General features: G+C 46.5%; 12 protein-coding genes. 6 read left to right on the top strand and 6 right to left on the bottom strand.

What is annotated here, in order from left to right; genetic code table 11:
* Nucleotides 1–7: 7 nt before the first annotated feature.
* The gene (trkA, locus tag FS373_RS28460) at nucleotides 8–1,417 is read left to right on the top strand and encodes a Trk system potassium transporter TrkA (protein ID WP_144044318.1); all 1,410 of its coding nucleotides are present in this window, start codon (nucleotides 8–10) and stop codon (nucleotides 1,415–1,417) included.
* Between the two features lie 102 nt (nucleotides 1,418–1,519).
* Nucleotides 1,520–2,962: a TrkH family potassium uptake protein gene (locus FS373_RS28455; RefSeq protein WP_152831161.1), complete on the top strand. Its 1,443-nt coding sequence runs from the start codon at nucleotides 1,520–1,522 to the stop codon at nucleotides 2,960–2,962.
* A gap of 456 nt (nucleotides 2,963–3,418) precedes the next feature.
* On the opposite strand, the gene FS373_RS28450 is transcribed toward FS373_RS28455, so the two are convergent.
* Nucleotides 3,419–4,648 carry a serine hydrolase domain-containing protein gene (locus tag FS373_RS28450; protein ID WP_194165948.1) on the bottom strand — a complete coding sequence of 410 codons (1,230 nt, stop codon included), beginning with the start codon at nucleotides 4,646–4,648 and terminating at the stop codon, nucleotides 3,419–3,421.
* 108 nt (nucleotides 4,649–4,756) lie between these two features.
* On the opposite strand from FS373_RS28450, the gene FS373_RS28445 reads away from it, so the two are divergent.
* The gene (locus FS373_RS28445) at nucleotides 4,757–5,635 is read left to right on the top strand and encodes a LysR family transcriptional regulator (protein ID WP_152831157.1); all 879 of its coding nucleotides are present in this window, start codon (nucleotides 4,757–4,759) and stop codon (nucleotides 5,633–5,635) included.
* A gap of 84 nt (nucleotides 5,636–5,719) precedes the next feature.
* Here the strand turns inward: FS373_RS28445 and hemG (FS373_RS28440) are convergent, their stop codons facing one another.
* Nucleotides 5,720–6,259: a menaquinone-dependent protoporphyrinogen IX dehydrogenase gene (gene hemG / locus FS373_RS28440; protein WP_152831155.1), complete on the bottom strand. Its 540-nt coding sequence runs from the start codon at nucleotides 6,257–6,259 to the stop codon at nucleotides 5,720–5,722.
* Nucleotides 6,260–6,457: 198 nt separating this feature from the next.
* Here hemG (FS373_RS28440) and FS373_RS28435 point away from each other — a divergent pair, with 198 nt between their 5' ends.
* Nucleotides 6,458–6,763, top strand: a complete 306-nt coding sequence (locus tag FS373_RS28435) for an ArsR/SmtB family transcription factor (protein ID WP_144044315.1) — start codon at nucleotides 6,458–6,460, stop codon at nucleotides 6,761–6,763.
* 73 nt (nucleotides 6,764–6,836) lie between these two features.
* On the opposite strand, the gene hemG (FS373_RS28430) is transcribed toward FS373_RS28435, so the two are convergent.
* The 4 genes from hemG (FS373_RS28430) to pepQ all read right to left on the bottom strand — a co-directional run bounded on the left by hemG (FS373_RS28430) (nucleotide 6,837) and on the right by pepQ (nucleotide 11,039).
* Complete coding sequence (gene hemG, locus FS373_RS28430; RefSeq protein ID WP_152831153.1) at nucleotides 6,837–7,364, bottom strand: menaquinone-dependent protoporphyrinogen IX dehydrogenase; 528 nt, start codon at nucleotides 7,362–7,364, stop codon at nucleotides 6,837–6,839.
* Nucleotides 7,365–7,480: 116 nt separating this feature from the next.
* Complete coding sequence (locus tag FS373_RS28425; protein WP_152831151.1) at nucleotides 7,481–8,938, bottom strand: TrkH family potassium uptake protein; 1,458 nt, start codon at nucleotides 8,936–8,938, stop codon at nucleotides 7,481–7,483.
* Nucleotides 8,939–9,102: 164 nt separating this feature from the next.
* Nucleotides 9,103–9,720, bottom strand: a complete 618-nt coding sequence (locus FS373_RS28420) for a YigZ family protein (RefSeq protein ID WP_144044313.1) — start codon at nucleotides 9,718–9,720, stop codon at nucleotides 9,103–9,105.
* On the bottom strand, nucleotides 9,720–11,039 hold the full coding sequence (pepQ, locus tag FS373_RS28415; protein ID WP_144044312.1) for a Xaa-Pro dipeptidase: 1,320 nt from the start codon (nucleotides 11,037–11,039) through the stop codon (nucleotides 9,720–9,722). Before pepQ ends, FS373_RS28420 begins: the two co-directional genes overlap by 1 nt.
* A gap of 303 nt (nucleotides 11,040–11,342) precedes the next feature.
* Between pepQ and fadB the strand changes: the two genes are divergently transcribed.
* Nucleotides 11,343–13,496, top strand: coding sequence for a fatty acid oxidation complex subunit alpha FadB (gene fadB / locus FS373_RS28410; protein ID WP_152831149.1), 2,154 nt, complete (start codon nucleotides 11,343–11,345; stop codon nucleotides 13,494–13,496).
* An 18-nt stretch (nucleotides 13,497–13,514) separates the two neighbouring features.
* Complete coding sequence (gene fadA, locus FS373_RS28405; protein WP_144044310.1) at nucleotides 13,515–14,678, top strand: acetyl-CoA C-acyltransferase FadA; 1,164 nt, start codon at nucleotides 13,515–13,517, stop codon at nucleotides 14,676–14,678.
* Nucleotides 14,679–14,835 lie beyond the last annotated feature (157 nt).

The raw sequence follows: 14,835 nt of genomic DNA, 5'->3' as shown, positions 1-14,835 counted from the left end.
TAAGGCCATGAAGATTATCATTTTGGGTGCGGGTCAGGTCGGTGGCACGCTGGCTGAGAACTTAGTCGGTGAAAACAATGACATCACAGTCGTCGATTACGACAAGACCCGGTTGCGTTCACTGCAGGACAAATACGATCTACGAGTCGTACTCGGCCATGGTGCTCACCCGGATGTGCTCAAGGAAGCAGGCGCCGAAGATGCCGATATGCTGATCGCCGTGACCAACAGCGATGAATGTAATATGGCGGCCTGTCAGATCGCTTATACCCTGTTTGGAACACCAACTAAAATTGCCCGGATCCGTTCGGAGCAATACTTAGCGCTTAAAGATAAGTTGTTTATCAATAGTGAAACCAAGCAAAGTGATAATCGAACTCGTGGTGGTTTCATTATCGATGAGCTTATCGCCCCAGAACAGTTAGTGACCTCCTACATCCGCCGCTTGGTGGAATACCCCGGAGCTCTACAGGTACTGGAATTTGCCGAGGGGCGCCTCAGCTTAGTCGCGGTAAAAGCCTATTATGGTGGCCCCTTGGTGGGTAATGCTCTCGCCGCCCTGCGCGAGCATATGCCTAATATCGATACCCGAGTCGCGGCCATATTCAGACAAGGCCGCGCAATCATGCCGCGCGGTACTACTATCATCGAAGCCGATGACGAAGTCTTCTTCCTTGCCGATAGCCGCCATGTACGCGCAGTGATGAGTGAGATGCAAAAGCTCGATAACTCCTACCGCAATATCATGATTGCCGGTGGTGGTAATATAGGAATGGGACTCGCCAAACAGCTGCAGCGCAATCACTCAGTCAAGCTTATCGAACATAGACAAGAGCGGGCCGAGGAGCTTTCCGAGCGATTGGAAAACACCACAGTATTTTGTGGTGATGCCTCAGATCAGGAGCTCCTGCTCGAAGAGCATATCGATCAGACCGATGTGTTTATCGCCGTCACCAATGACGATGAAGCCAACATCATGGCCGCACTACTCGCTAAGCGCATGGGTGCCAAGAAGGTAATGGTACTGATTCAACGTGAGGCTTATGTCGATATCGTTCAAGAAGCCAATATCGATATCGCCATCTCTCCTCAGCAAGCCACTATATCTGCACTCTTGACCCATATTCGTCAGGGCGATATCTGTAACGTCTACTCCCTACGCCGCGGAGCTGCCGAGGCCATTGAGGCCATAGCTCACGGCGATTCCAAGACCTCCAAAGTAGTAGGCAAGAAGATAGGTGATATTAAGCTGCCACCGGGTACAACTATCGGTGCCATAGTGCGGGATGAAGAGGTGTTGATGGCTCATGACAAGACAGTAATAGAACAAGGCGACCATGTCGTTCTCTTCTTGGTAAACAAGAAGTTTATCGGCGAAGTTGAGAAGCTTTTCCAGCCAAGCGCATTCTTCTTTTAATATTTGCCATCAGACACTTTTGAATAGCGGCTTGGCTTTACACTCGGTTTTACTGAGAATAATAGAGACCGGCCGCTCGTTTGTTTTTCAAAGGATTGACTCATGCTGAACTTTCGGCCACTGCTGTTTATTTTGGGCATATTTCTGTCGACCCTGACGGTATTTATGTTTATCCCCTTGCTCTTCGCGCTATTCTATAGTGAAGAAACCGTTGGTGCCTTCATGATCTCATCTCTGGTCACGGCCACGGTGGCTACCGCTTGCATGCACCAGGGAAAAAGTAAGCAGCTCAACCTTAATATTCGCGACATGTTCCTACTGACCAGCCTGACTTGGCTGATAGTCAGTGTTTTCGCGGCCATGCCCTTCACCCTCTATCACGGCATCAACTATACCGACGCCTTCTTCGAGACTATGTCGGGGATCACTACCACAGGTTCGACGGTATTATCAGGCTTGGACAGCATGGATCACAGCATATTGATCTGGCGATCCCTATTACAATGGCTGGGTGGCATTGGCTTTATCGTGATGGCCGTGGCTGTGCTACCATTTCTTAATGTCGGTGGTATGCGGCTGTTTAGAACCGAATCCTCCGACTGGAGTGACAAGGCAATACCCCGTACCCAAGATATGGCCAAGAACCTTTTCTACATCTATATCTTACTCACGGTACTCTGTGGATTCGCCTACCATATGGCAGGCATGAGCTGGTTTGAGGCACTCAACCATGCCATGACCACCCTCTCTACAGGTGGCTACTCCACTTCCGATAGTTCGATGGCAGCTTTCTCTGATAATGCCCATTGGGTCGGCATCGTCTTTATGGCCGCCGGTGGCTTGCCGATGCTGATGTTCGTCAACTGTATTCAACAGAGATCTCTGCTGGTATGGAACGACGCCCAGGTGAAAGGCTTCCTGCTATTCATCTTTACTGTGTCATCTTGCCTGGCGTTCTGGCTCTGGAACAGTCGCGAGATCCCCCCTATCGATGCCATGCGTCTCGCTAGCTTCAACGTAGTCTCGGTTGTCACCACTACGGGTTACGGCTTAACGGATTACACCGCCTGGGGTGCGCTGGCCAATGTCATCTTCCTGTTCTTAATGTTTGCCGGTAGCTGCTCTGGCTCCACCTCAGGTGGCATCAAGATCTTTCGCTTTCAGATAGCCTTCGCCATCATGCGTGAACAGCTCAAGCAACAATTCCACCCTAACGGTGTATTCAAGGAACGCTATAACAACCGCCCCATAGGCGAAGATATCGTCCGCTCCCTAGTGACCTTTATTCTGCTGTTCATGTTCGTGATAATCGCACTTTCAGTCATATTAGTCATGACAGGACTAGATCCCACCACCAGTTTCACCGGCGCAATAACAGCAGTGACTAACGTAGGTCCTGGTCTTGGCCATATTATTGGTCCAGCGGGTAATTTCTCTAGCTTGCCCGACGTGGCCAAGTGGGCACTGGCCATAGGTATGTTGTTAGGACGCTTGGAAATACTGACGGTAGCGGTGCTGTTCCACCCAGGCTTTTGGAAATACTAGTTCGAAGTATTGGGTTCGAGTTTGAGTTGGGTTCATTGGGCAGGTTTTGGAGTTTGGTGAGTTTATTGAAGACCAGAGCTTCATTGGTATTTATTGCTTACAGCTGATGCCGTGCAAGGATGCACCAATGTCGTGATCACATGGATGTGAGTGAACGACCTTAAGTGCAAACGCTGCTGTGACACGCCGTAAGCACAATCCCTGTGGGCTCTACGACATCATCCCTGATGCCGAAGGTCACAGCCGCGTTCACACCAGAGTATTTGCTTCTTCGATTGAAGATTTATAGGTAGTCACTAACACGTTTTTGGACAGGAATAAGTAAGAATATTGCGTCTAGCTAAGGTGACTTCGATCAGAATAAGTATCTTAATTTACTTGAAGACCCTAATTCGCTCCGACCCCATTATTCTAAAAACCGCAATAAATGCGGCTTTTTACATTAAAGAAGCAAAGTTAACGCAGTGCTTTGATAATCTTGATGGAGCGTTCAATAGCGTCAAGTGCCTTATCACTATCAATGTTGATAGACCAGTCTTGCTGATTAATAACCGAAATACCCGAGGTTAAATCACTGAAGCCCACCTGCCCAAATGATCCTAAGCTCATCAAGATATTTTCTTCAGCAATGTAATAAGTCTGCATTCCATAAGAAACCTTACCTGAAACTTGCCCTAGGAACTTTCCAGTCGAACTCGACGCTAAATTATCACGTTGGATATCCATTGCCGTTTCATAAAAACTCTTACCTGCCTTACCTTCTGCGATGTACTGATGGAAAAGAGCGTAATCAATCGCACTTACATCGATACCAAATGCGGGAGACGTTGAACCATCAGAGGTCTTAGCGATAGCAGATGTGTTCTGATAGCCCACGTCATTAGCAATTTCGCCAAGTAATTCAGGCATAGACTTACCTGACACAGTCTCAGCAATAAGACCTAAAGTATCGGTGTTTTGATCACTGTACTCCCACTTTTCACCGCGCAGCGCACCGCTCGCTTTTGCTTGCTGAATCGCCTTCAAGTGCCCCTTTGGAGTACCGTTAGTTTGTAAGCCAATTTCAAGTTCCCACTCATAACCATTTGAGCCTTGAGTGTGGTAGTCGCCAAGCGACTCTATACCACTTGCCATATTACTAATATCCCTAATCGTAGCGGCACCAATAACACTCCCTTTAAGCTCTGGCATGTAATGCGCTGCCGTCTGGTCTAAATCGATCAGCCCTTTATCAACGAGTCTACCTATGATAACTCCTGCATAAGTTTTAGAGGCTGACTGCAAATTGTTAGTCATTCCTCGGTTATATCCATTATCATAAAACTCAGCCAAAAGGGTGTTGTTCTTCATGACTACAAACCCTTTTGTCTGGGTTGCGATTAAGTTTTCAATGAAACTCTGGCCCCCCTTAAACTCTTGGTTTAAGTCAAATACAATATCTGCCGAATTAATTTTAGCGGGGTCAACAGCAGCAGGAATATTGACCATTCCGTGAGCAACAAAATCTTGCATATTCATGCTCACGTACTTGTAATAAGGCCAACTTTGCATCCTGCTTAAAGGAATATTTTTAGTGTCAAATGCTTGGTAAAATTTCTGCACATCTTCACTTGGACCAAATGCACTATCAGCAAATGAACCAAAAGACAAAGTTACTAAGGTTAGAGCGCACAGTGATTTTTTCATATTAGTCTCCATAAAATTAAAGTTGTATCTATTGGGAACACCGTCATTATGCATTGGTGAAAAATATACTAATATGTAGATTCCATTGGTTGAACCTATAGGTTAGACATGAGTAGTCCCGAGTTACTTCGCAGCTTTATAGCGGCAGCAGATACAGGTTCATTCAGTGCAGCAGCAAGATTACTTGGTAAACATCAAGCAACCATTAGCGGAAATGTTGCACGGTTAGAGGATGAACTAGCTGTTATATTATTTGACCGTGTTGGAAAGTATCCCGAGATAACACCCCAAGGATTAGCACTTTATGACAGTGCCAAACTGGTCGTAGAGAGTACAGCTAGGTTTAATAGAAATGCATTAAATCTAGCTGCAGGTTTACCCGTACTCATCACTTTGGGTTTAGATGAAGATTTGCCTACTGCACCTTTGGTGGGGTTATTTAAAAAAATCCGCCAACAATACCCTTTATTAAAAATCAATATACTAAGAGAGCCTTCTCAACAGCTATTTAAATTAATAGAAGGAGAGCAGCTAGATTTAGCGCTATCTCTGACGTTAGAAGGACAAACAAATATCTATGAGTACAAAGCGATAGGCAGCGCAAACTATCATCTGGTGTGTGGAAAACGCCACCCTTTTGCAAGAAAAGCCACCATTAGTACTGACGAAATGATGCATTCTACTCAAATTTTACAGCGATCTTTGGCTCAAAATAATCTACATCAGACGGTAAAAATCGCATTTGATACTTGGGAATGCCAAGGGTTTGAGGCGCAGCTGGAAGCCATTAGAGCGAATGTTGGCTGGGCTTTTCTCGCCAATTATCCCTATCAACCAATGCCTGAAGGCATCACACAGTTCAATGCCGAGTTCGCAGCCGTCGACTTTTCCTCTCAATACGACCTGATCTGGCCTAAAGGGCGAGCAATCACAGAAGTAGAAAAATTCATCTGCGATCAGATAATGAGTTTGTTTTCGCAAAAATAACTGACTGTTAAAGTTATAACTTTCACAGTAAAAAACCGCAACGAGTACGGCTTTAATCTATCTATGGCAATAAAATCAACCTGGTTACTTAGCTAGACTAACCAAGTGATTTGCATAGACTTTAACGTCATCCCAGTCGGTGTAGTCGATCACCGATTTAGGGTCTGTTGGGCCATCTGTCATCTTCATGATCATCTGAATAGCGAGTCTGTCCCACCAGCGCCATGAGGGGTAATCAACCTTGCCGGCGATCACTTTAACGTCCTTGGGTTTCCAGGGGGAAAGCTCGATGAATTTCTGCAGATACTTGTTATTCTCCGGGATGCGCTTCTCGGGATTACGAGCGACAACATTAACGCTGTAAAAACTGCTGGGAATGCTATCTAAGGCTGCTTGATGTTCAGTGGCAAAGGCGAATACTGATTTATCATAGCTACCGTAAAGTACACAGGCACCTAAAGCGACGCAGTCATATTGTGACCAATCCAAGCCACTTTGCGTCGCCTCACTGATATGCATCACAGTGCATCTGTTTCCGCTGCTTTCAATTTGTTCGGCGACGGCGCGGCTGATTCTGGCGGTATGACCACCTCTGGAGTAGTAAAGTACCAGTACTGACTTCATCGATATGTCCAATTCAAAACTATTTTCAGCGCGTATTGTTGCAGCAAGTCATTTTATAAACACAGGAATTGATCACAAATTAGCGCTAGCTCATATAAATAGAAGTTAGAATTGAGATCTGTAGCCAAGTTAGTATCATTGTCTTAGCTAAACGGCTCAATTAGAATAAACTAATCCAAGAGTGAAGTGAGTACAGATATGCAAAAAGATATCGATGTAAATGCCATGGTGACCAATGCAGAGAATGCGGCTAAATGGCTAAAAGCGATTGCCAACCCAAATCGATTGATGATCTTGTGCCTACTGCTGGATAATGAATTAAGTGTGACTCAACTAAATGAGACCATCCCGCTGAGCCAATCAGCCCTGTCTCAGCATCTTGCCGTTTTAAGAACACAGGATCTGGTGTCTACACGTAAGAGCTCCCAGGTGGTGTATTACTCACTCAAGAATGAACAGGTCACTGAAATCATCTCGATCATGCATAAGCAGTTTTGTACATAATTCTTTTGGATAAGTTTATACAGCAAAATGCCAGTCACTCGACTGGCATTTTTAGTTTTCATCACAGCTAGAACTATCTATCGGTAAAAGCCTTGGCGAACTCTTCGACTTGATCCCAGTTGGTAAACTCATAGGTTCCAGACGTATCAGTCGGTCCCTTGGTCATCCACATGATAAAACGTATCATGCTCTTATCGAAGAAACGGTACTTAGGATAATCGATCTTACCGGCGAAAACGCCTAACTGCTGTGGTTTCCATAAAGAAAGCGATAGAAACTTCTTCATATAAGGATTGGTTTCCGGGGTGTTCTTCTCCGGTTTCCTGGCAACTACATTCACTGTAAAGAAGGCATTCTTCTTGGCATTAAGTACGGCTTGATGACGGTTGATATACTGATACAGTTCCGGTCTGTGCTTACCATAACGGATACTGGCACCAATCAAGATCTTATCAAAGTAAGAGAGGTTTAAACCTTGGGCCTCTTCCAGTGAAGCTAAAGTCACACTATCACCCGCACCTTCACTGATCCCCTGCACAAGCTCACAAATTGCTTTTGTTTGGCCATCGACGGTGGAGTAGATAATTAACGTATTGCTCATCAGCTTTCCTGAATAATAAAGGTAGAAATACCAGCGGCCACTTATGGACCATAAGTCTATATCAATTAAATAAAAATGTAGCCAATAAAGCTATAAGGTAAAGGTTTAATTCGACCCTAATTTCGCCAAAAAGTAGGCGTAAACAAGACTAAAAGCGTAAAAACTTCGAGTCGGCCAAACAACATGGCTAACAAGAGTATCCATTTAGAACCATCATTGATACTGGCATAGTTACTTGCCACTTCACCTAAACCTGGGCCTAAGTTATTTAGGCAAGCCGCGGTGGCGCTAAAGGCGGTGATATTATCCATCCCCATCCCCATCAATGCCAGCATGCAGATAACAAAAACCAGGGCGTAAGCAGAGAAAAAACCCCATACCGCATCTATGACGCGCTCGGGTAAGACTTTATTGCCGATCCGAATCGAGAACATGCCTCTGGGGTGTACCAGACGTTTAAGTTCACGGGAGCCCTGCTTGAGTAACAAGATCATCCGCATCACCTTGATACCGCCGGCAGTCGAACCGCCACAGCCGCCGATAAAGCTAGAGAAGATGAGTAACATAGGCAGAAACAGCGGCCACATGTGGAAACTCTCGGTGCCGAATCCAGCCGTTGTCGAAATTGACACCGCCTGAAATAGGGCATAATCGAAGGTCTCTTCCGGAGAATCATAGATCCCCGAGTGATAGAGAGTCGCAAAGCAGATCGCAGTCAACGCAAGCTGCACTATAATCAGCACCTTAAACTCGGCGTCTTTAAAGTAGACTCTGAGGTTAATACCGCGACGGGTGAAGGCAGCAAAGTGAAGGCTGAAATTGAGCGCTGCTATTAAGAGAAAGACCACACAGACCATGTTAATTGCCGGGCTATCGAAATGGCCGATACTGGCATCATAGGTAGAGAAGCCGCCGATGGCGATAGTTGAGAAAGAGTGGCAGATAGCATCGAAGACATTCATTCCCGCCACCCAGTAAGAGAAGGCACAGGCGACTGTCAGTAAAAAATAGATATACCATAAAGCCTTAGCTGTCTCGGCTATCCTTGGGGTCATCTTACTGTCTTTCACCGGACCAGGCATCTCGGCGCGATAGAGCTGCATTCCACCGATACCAAGTACAGGCAGAATGGCGACGGCCAAGACAATGATCCCCATACCACCCAGCCATTGCAGCAGATGTCGGTAGAAAAGTATGGCTTTGGGTAGAGAATCTAAGCCTACAATCACAGTGGCACCTGTGGTGGTTAAGGCCGAGAAAGACTCAAAGAAACTGTCAGTAATAGATAAGTCTGGCTGACTGGAAAAAATAAAGGGTACCGCACCAATAGAACCTAGCACCCCCCAAAAAAGCACCACCAAGAGGAAGCCTTCACGGGTACGAAGATCTTTTTTGTGCCTTCGATTGGGATACCAGAGCATGAAACCAAGAAATAGACTCAACACAAACGCCTGAATAAATGCGGTACCGCCTCCATCCTTATAGATCACCGCAACCAGAGCTGGCGGGAGCAGAGATAGGGAAAACAAGCCCATAAGCATACCTGTTATTCTTATTATCGTTCTATATTGCATCTAGGCCTATCTATTATTCATTAGCGAAACTCACTCCCCATAAGAAGAGAGCGAGGAAAGCGCACATTTTGTTATTTTCGCACATTTCGATAACCCAGCACAGAGACAAATCATCGTGCTCACTCATCATTAATGCAACTGGTATAAACCTCTTAAGCCAGAGATCACTCCAGCTCAAAGTTCGCTTTGAGCTTTCCCTGACTCATGGTGGCTAAATCAGTATTGAGTTTGTCTTGATGCCGTTTAGGAAGCTCAAAAGTCACCAGAACCTTATCGGTAAAGGATCTGTCCGATATCACGCCGTCACTCTGCTTAAGCAGATACTCCACATCCTGAAGCTGGCTATAATCACACTCCAATAGCCCCGGATAACGGATCTGTTTAAGCTCAGTTTGTAACTGAGTCAGTCCTTGTCTGATACCCGAACTATAGGCCCTGACTAACCCACCCACTCCGAGCTTAGTACCACCGAAGTAACGCACCACAATGGCGCCTATCTCACCCACACCAGATCCCTGTAAAGTCGCCAACATGGGACGCCCGGCACTTCCAGCTGGCTCCCCATCATCACTGGAACCGATAGCCATGCTGTTACCCGGTGCTGCATTTACGAACGCATAGCAATAATGGCTGGCCCCAGGATACTCGACCTTAATGTTAGTAAGCGCACACTTCAGCTCTTCATCAGACTGACAGTGAAAAAGAAAAGAGATAAAGCGACTATGCTTTATCTCTTCTTCTACTACTATGTCGACAGATGGGATCTGATAACTATCAATCATTAGCCTAAGCCACAATCACGAGTCATATTCTCGTTTCTATCGGCATGAACGATGACATTATCTTCGATGCGAATGCCGCCGAATGGACGTAACAGATCTATGGTATTCCAGTTGATCTGTGCCTGACGTTTATCTTGTTTTAAGCCATCGAGCAGAGAGTCGATGATGTAGATGCCAGGCTCTATGGTCAGCACCTGGTTCACGGCAAGAGTACGGGTACAACGCAGGAAGGGATGCGCATCTGGTGCGGCAATATGAGTGCCGCGTTCATCATGAAGATAGCCACCCATGTCGTGGACTTGTAGCCCTAACATGTGGCCTAACCCATGGGGGTAAAAGACACTGGTGATACCCTGCTCGACTAAGCTCTCGACATCCCCTCTGGCCATATTAAAATCCAACATGATCTGGGCAACTTTCTTATGAGTCTCAATATGTAAATCAACATATTTGACTCCCGGCCTCATCATATCCACAAGCTCAAGTTGCGCCTTGTTCATCGCCTCGATCAACTCGCTGAAGATATTTTTCTCGAAGGCGTAGGTGCGGGTAATATCCGAGGCATAACCAAAGAAATTTGCCCCGGCATCGATAAGAAAGGATTTTCTCGGATGAGGACTGGCATGTTCAAGCTTAGTGTAATGCAGAATCGAAGCATTCTGGTTAAGCGCGATAATATTACCGTAAGGCACTTCGTTCTCGCCCTGACAAGAAGCTGTTAGGTATTCCTGCTGGATCTCAAACTCGCTGCCACCATTATAGAAGGCCTTTCTAGCCGCTACGTGACCATGTACAGCTATCTCGTTAGAGCGTCGCATACACTCGAGCTCATATTGAGTCTTGGTCGCTCTATGGTAATGAAGGTAACTCATCACTGCATCTGGATTTCGAGACTTAAACCCAAGTACCTCGGCAACATCTAAGTGTTCCCCTATATAGGCCCAGTTTGCGATATCTTTTGGCAGTAACTCGGCAACCTTATCGGCTTTAGTCAGCAGTTTGATCTCAACATGCTCGCTCCAGAATGCATCGGGAACATCGGCAACCTTATGCCAGAAATCTACCGGACGAAAGAAGATCAATTGCGGCTTATCCCGGCCATTGACTAACAACCAACAGTGAGGATTATCCAAGATAGGTAACCAGGCCTTAAAGTGCGGATTAACCTTAAAAGGGTAATCCATATCGTCTAAAAACTGACGATGAGGTTGGCCTGAATGGATCACCAGACCAGATAAATTTTCTCGGGTAACTATGTCCGCCACACGACGGTTCAGTTCGGTGATATGAGCAAGATAATGGCTAGCGAGCTGATCCATGAGTGACTTCCTGTTGTTAGTTGTTCTTATTATTAAAGCATAGTAAGTATCTGACTCGCTTTTCAGCGTCACTTAACTAGACTATTTATGCCTGTTCAGCATCTAAAAACAGTCTAACATAAAGCTTAAAAAGACCTCCACCAAAGCGTCAATCAAACGAGTGTTTAAATTGGGTGTTGTAATTTATCCAAATTCGTCGCACACTGAGTAGTAACTGGTCAGATGATGACCTGCGCTGAGATAGAAAAATAACCCCTAGTTAATAATATTCAAAGACGGGTATCACGCAAAAGGAAGCAAGCAATGATCTACCAAAGTCCTACGATTCAGGTTGAGTTACTTGAAGATAATATCGCTCGGCTATGCTTTAACGCACCGGGTTCAGTCAACAAGCTAGATAGAGAAACGATTGACTCTCTTAACGCTGCACTCGATGCAATCAAGCAAAATTCAGACATCCAAGCTTTAGTCCTGACTTCAGGTAAAAGCGCCTTCATCGTTGGCGCCGACATCACTGAATTTTTAGGCTTGTTCGCCCAAGACGATAGCGTGCTACTACCTTGGATAGCAGAAGCGAATGTCGTATTTAATAAGTTAGAAGATCTTCCCTTTCCGACTATCTCAGCCATCAACAGCTTTGCACTAGGTGGTGGTTTCGAAACCGTACTAGCAACCGATTTCCGTATTGCCGATACTACGGCAAGAGTGGGATTACCTGAGTCTAAGCTAGGATTGGTTCCTGGTTTTGGTGGTACGGTTCGCCTTCCGCGTCTAATCGGTACAGACAACGCCCTAGAGTGGATCACTAGCGGTAAGGACCAACGTCCGGAAGCGGCACTTAAAGTCGGCGCTATCGACGCTATCGTTGCACCAGAGAATTTACAAGCTTCAGCGATTCAGATGCTGAAGGATGCCGTCGCAGAAAAACTCGACTGGCAGAGTCGCCGCGCTCGCAAGCAGGCGCCACTTACATTACCTAAGCTAGAAGCCATGATGTCATTCGCCACGGCGAAAGGCATGGTCTTCAAGATAGCGGGCAAGCATTACCCTGCACCTATGACAGCCATCAGCGTCATAGAGCAAGCAGCAAACCTTAAGCGAGATGAAGCTCTTAAGATAGAGCATCAGGCTTTTGTTAAGCTAGCCAAGACAGATGTGGCTCAGGCATTGATTGGTATCTTCCTCAATGACCAGTTAGTCAAAGGCAAGGCTAAGAAGGCCGGTAAACTGGCTAAGAAAGTAGACACAGCCGCCGTACTGGGTGCTGGCATCATGGGTGGCGGCATCGCCTACCAGAGCGCCAGCAAGGGCACTCCTATTGTCATGAAGGATATCGCACAGCCAGCTCTGGAGTTAGGTCTGGGTGAAGCATCTAAGCTGCTTGCTGCACAGATTAAACGTGGTCGTTCCACACCAGAGAAGATGGCTAAGGTGCTTAACAACATCACAGCGACTCTGGACTATACCCCGGTTAAAGATGTCGATGTTGTTGTCGAAGCCGTTGTCGAACATCCTAAGGTCAAGTCAATGGTACTGGCCGAAGTTGAGCAGCATGTTGCCGACGATGCCATCATCACCTCTAATACTTCTACTATTTCGATCAATCTGCTGGCTAAGGCGCTAAAGAAGCCTGAACGTTTCTGTGGCATGCACTTCTTCAACCCGGTACATAAGATGCCATTGGTTGAAATTATTCGTGGTGAGAACAGCTCGGAAGAGACTATCGCGACTGTAGTAGCTTACGCCAGTAAGATGGGTAAGACACCTATCGTAGTGAATGATTGCCCTGGTTTCTTCGTTAACCGTGTGCTGTTCCCTTATTTTGCAGGCTTCAGCGGCCTACTCGCCGATGGTGGTGATTTCGCCGCTATCGATAAGGTGATGGAGAAGCAGTTCGGTTGGCCAATGGGCCCAGCATACCTGCTCGATGTTGTCGGTTTAGATACAGGCCATCACGCACAGGCTGTTATGGCTGAAGGCTTCCCTGACCGCATGGCGAAAGAAGGCAAAGATGCTATCGATATCATGTTCGAGGCGGAACGCTTCGGTCAGAAGAATAGCAAAGGTTTCTATGCTTACTCAGTCGACCGTCGTGGCAAGCCGAAGAAAGATGTCGATGCCGTTAGCTATGAACTGCTAGGTGCCGAATTCGGCGAGCTTAAGCAATTCGAATCAGATGAGATCATCGCCCGCACTATGATCCCTATGATCATAGAAACCGTGCGTTGTCTCGAAGAAGGCATTATCGCTTCACCCGCTGAAGCGGATATGGGTCTGGTTTACGGCTTAGGTTTCCCACCATTTCGAGGCGGTGTATTCCGTTATGTAGATACCATGGGCGTCGCAAACTTCGTCGCTCTTGCCGATAAATATGCTCACTTAGGTGGCCTATATCAAGTAACAGATGCCATGCGTGAACTTGCCGCAAACAATGGCAGCTACTACCAGTCTAAATAAGTGGGAAGGAATAATACAATGAAACAAGCAGTTATCGTAGATTGCATCCGTACTCCCATGGGCCGCTCTAAGGCTGGAGTATTTAGAAATGTACGTGCAGAGACTCTCTCTGCTGAACTAATGAAGGCCCTGGTTGAACGTAACCCTAAACTGGATCCTAATACCATTGAAGACGTGATCTGGGGCTGTGTGCAGCAGACTCTGGAGCAAGGCTTCAATATCGCCCGTAATGCATCACTGCTTGCGGGTCTGCCTAAGCAGATTGGCGGCGTGACCGTTAACCGTCTATGTGGTTCATCTATGGATGCCCTGCACCAAGCCGCGCGCGCCATCATGACAGGCCAAGGTGATACGTTTATCGTCGGTGGTGTCGAGCACATGGGTCATGTACCTATGAATCATGGTGTCGACTTCCACCCGGGTCTTGCCAGTAATGTCGCTAAGGCATCGGGCATGATGGGTCTAACGGCTGAGATGCTAGGTAAAATGCACGGCATCACACGTGAGCAGCAAGATGAATTTGCAGTACGTTCACATAAACGTGCTCATGCAGCCACAGTAGAAGGTCGCTTCGCCAATGAGATCCACCCAATCGAAGGTCATGATGCCAATGGTGCCTTGATCATGGTTGAGCATGACGAAGTTATCCGCCCTGACACGACCATGGAATCTCTATCAGGACTTAGACCTGCTTTCGATCCAGTTAACGGTACTGTAACAGCGGGGACATCCTCAGCCCTGTCCGATGGTGCTTCTGCCATGCTGGTTATGGAAGAAGAGAAAGCCAAGGCTTTAGGCTTACCAATTCGTGCTCGTATCCGCTCAATGGCTGTCGCAGGTTGTGATGCAGCCATCATGGGTTATGGTCCGGTTCCGGCGACTAAGAAAGCACTGGAACGCGCAGGCCTGACTATCGATGACCTTGATGTTATCGAACTCAACGAAGCCTTCGCCGCCCAGTCTCTGCCTTGTGTGAAAGAGTTAGGCTTAATGGATGTTGTCGATGAGAAGATTAACCTCAACGGCGGAGCTATCGCCCTAGGCCATCCATTGGGTTGCTCCGGTACGCGTATCTCTACAACGCTTATCAACCTGATGGAAAGCAAAGATGCAAAATATGGTCTTGCGACCATGTGTATCGGTTTAGGCCAAGGTATCGCAACGATATTCGAAAGACCTTAGGTTTACCATCAAATAAAACTTGTTAACGAAGTTAACCTTAAAAAAAACCTAAGCGTATTTAGCTTAGGTTTTTTTGTTCCACGTGAAACATATCTACTGCAAGTTCCTGAAAATGCTCCCACAAACAGATCGACCTCCCCTTGAATAATTAATCAAA

The sequence above is a fragment of the Shewanella sp. YLB-07 genome, from assembly GCF_009377275.1.
The sequence above is the reverse complement of the archived record's forward strand: the minus strand, read 5'-3'. Positions and strand labels throughout refer to the sequence as shown.

Excerpts from the sequence above, each read along its gene's own strand:
- trkA (WP_144044318.1), top strand. The coding sequence starts at position 8 with ATGAAGATTATCATTTTGGGTGCGGGTCAGGTCGGTGGCACGCTGGCT.
- FS373_RS28455 (WP_152831161.1), top strand. The coding sequence starts at position 1,520 with ATGCTGAACTTTCGGCCACTGCTGTTTATTTTGGGCATATTTCTGTCG.
- FS373_RS28450 (WP_194165948.1), bottom strand. The coding sequence starts at position 4,648 with ATGAAAAAATCACTGTGCGCTCTAACCTTAGTAACTTTGTCTTTTGGT.
- FS373_RS28445 (WP_152831157.1), top strand. The coding sequence starts at position 4,757 with ATGAGTAGTCCCGAGTTACTTCGCAGCTTTATAGCGGCAGCAGATACA.
- hemG (WP_152831155.1), bottom strand. The coding sequence starts at position 6,259 with ATGAAGTCAGTACTGGTACTTTACTACTCCAGAGGTGGTCATACCGCC.
- FS373_RS28435 (WP_144044315.1), top strand. The coding sequence starts at position 6,458 with ATGCAAAAAGATATCGATGTAAATGCCATGGTGACCAATGCAGAGAAT.
- hemG (WP_152831153.1), bottom strand. The coding sequence starts at position 7,364 with ATGAGCAATACGTTAATTATCTACTCCACCGTCGATGGCCAAACAAAA.
- FS373_RS28425 (WP_152831151.1), bottom strand. The coding sequence starts at position 8,938 with ATGCAATATAGAACGATAATAAGAATAACAGGTATGCTTATGGGCTTG.
- FS373_RS28420 (WP_144044313.1), bottom strand. The coding sequence starts at position 9,720 with ATGATTGATAGTTATCAGATCCCATCTGTCGACATAGTAGTAGAAGAA.
- pepQ (WP_144044312.1), bottom strand. The coding sequence starts at position 11,039 with ATGGATCAGCTCGCTAGCCATTATCTTGCTCATATCACCGAACTGAAC.
- fadB (WP_152831149.1), top strand. The coding sequence starts at position 11,343 with ATGATCTACCAAAGTCCTACGATTCAGGTTGAGTTACTTGAAGATAAT.
- fadA (WP_144044310.1), top strand. The coding sequence starts at position 13,515 with ATGAAACAAGCAGTTATCGTAGATTGCATCCGTACTCCCATGGGCCGC.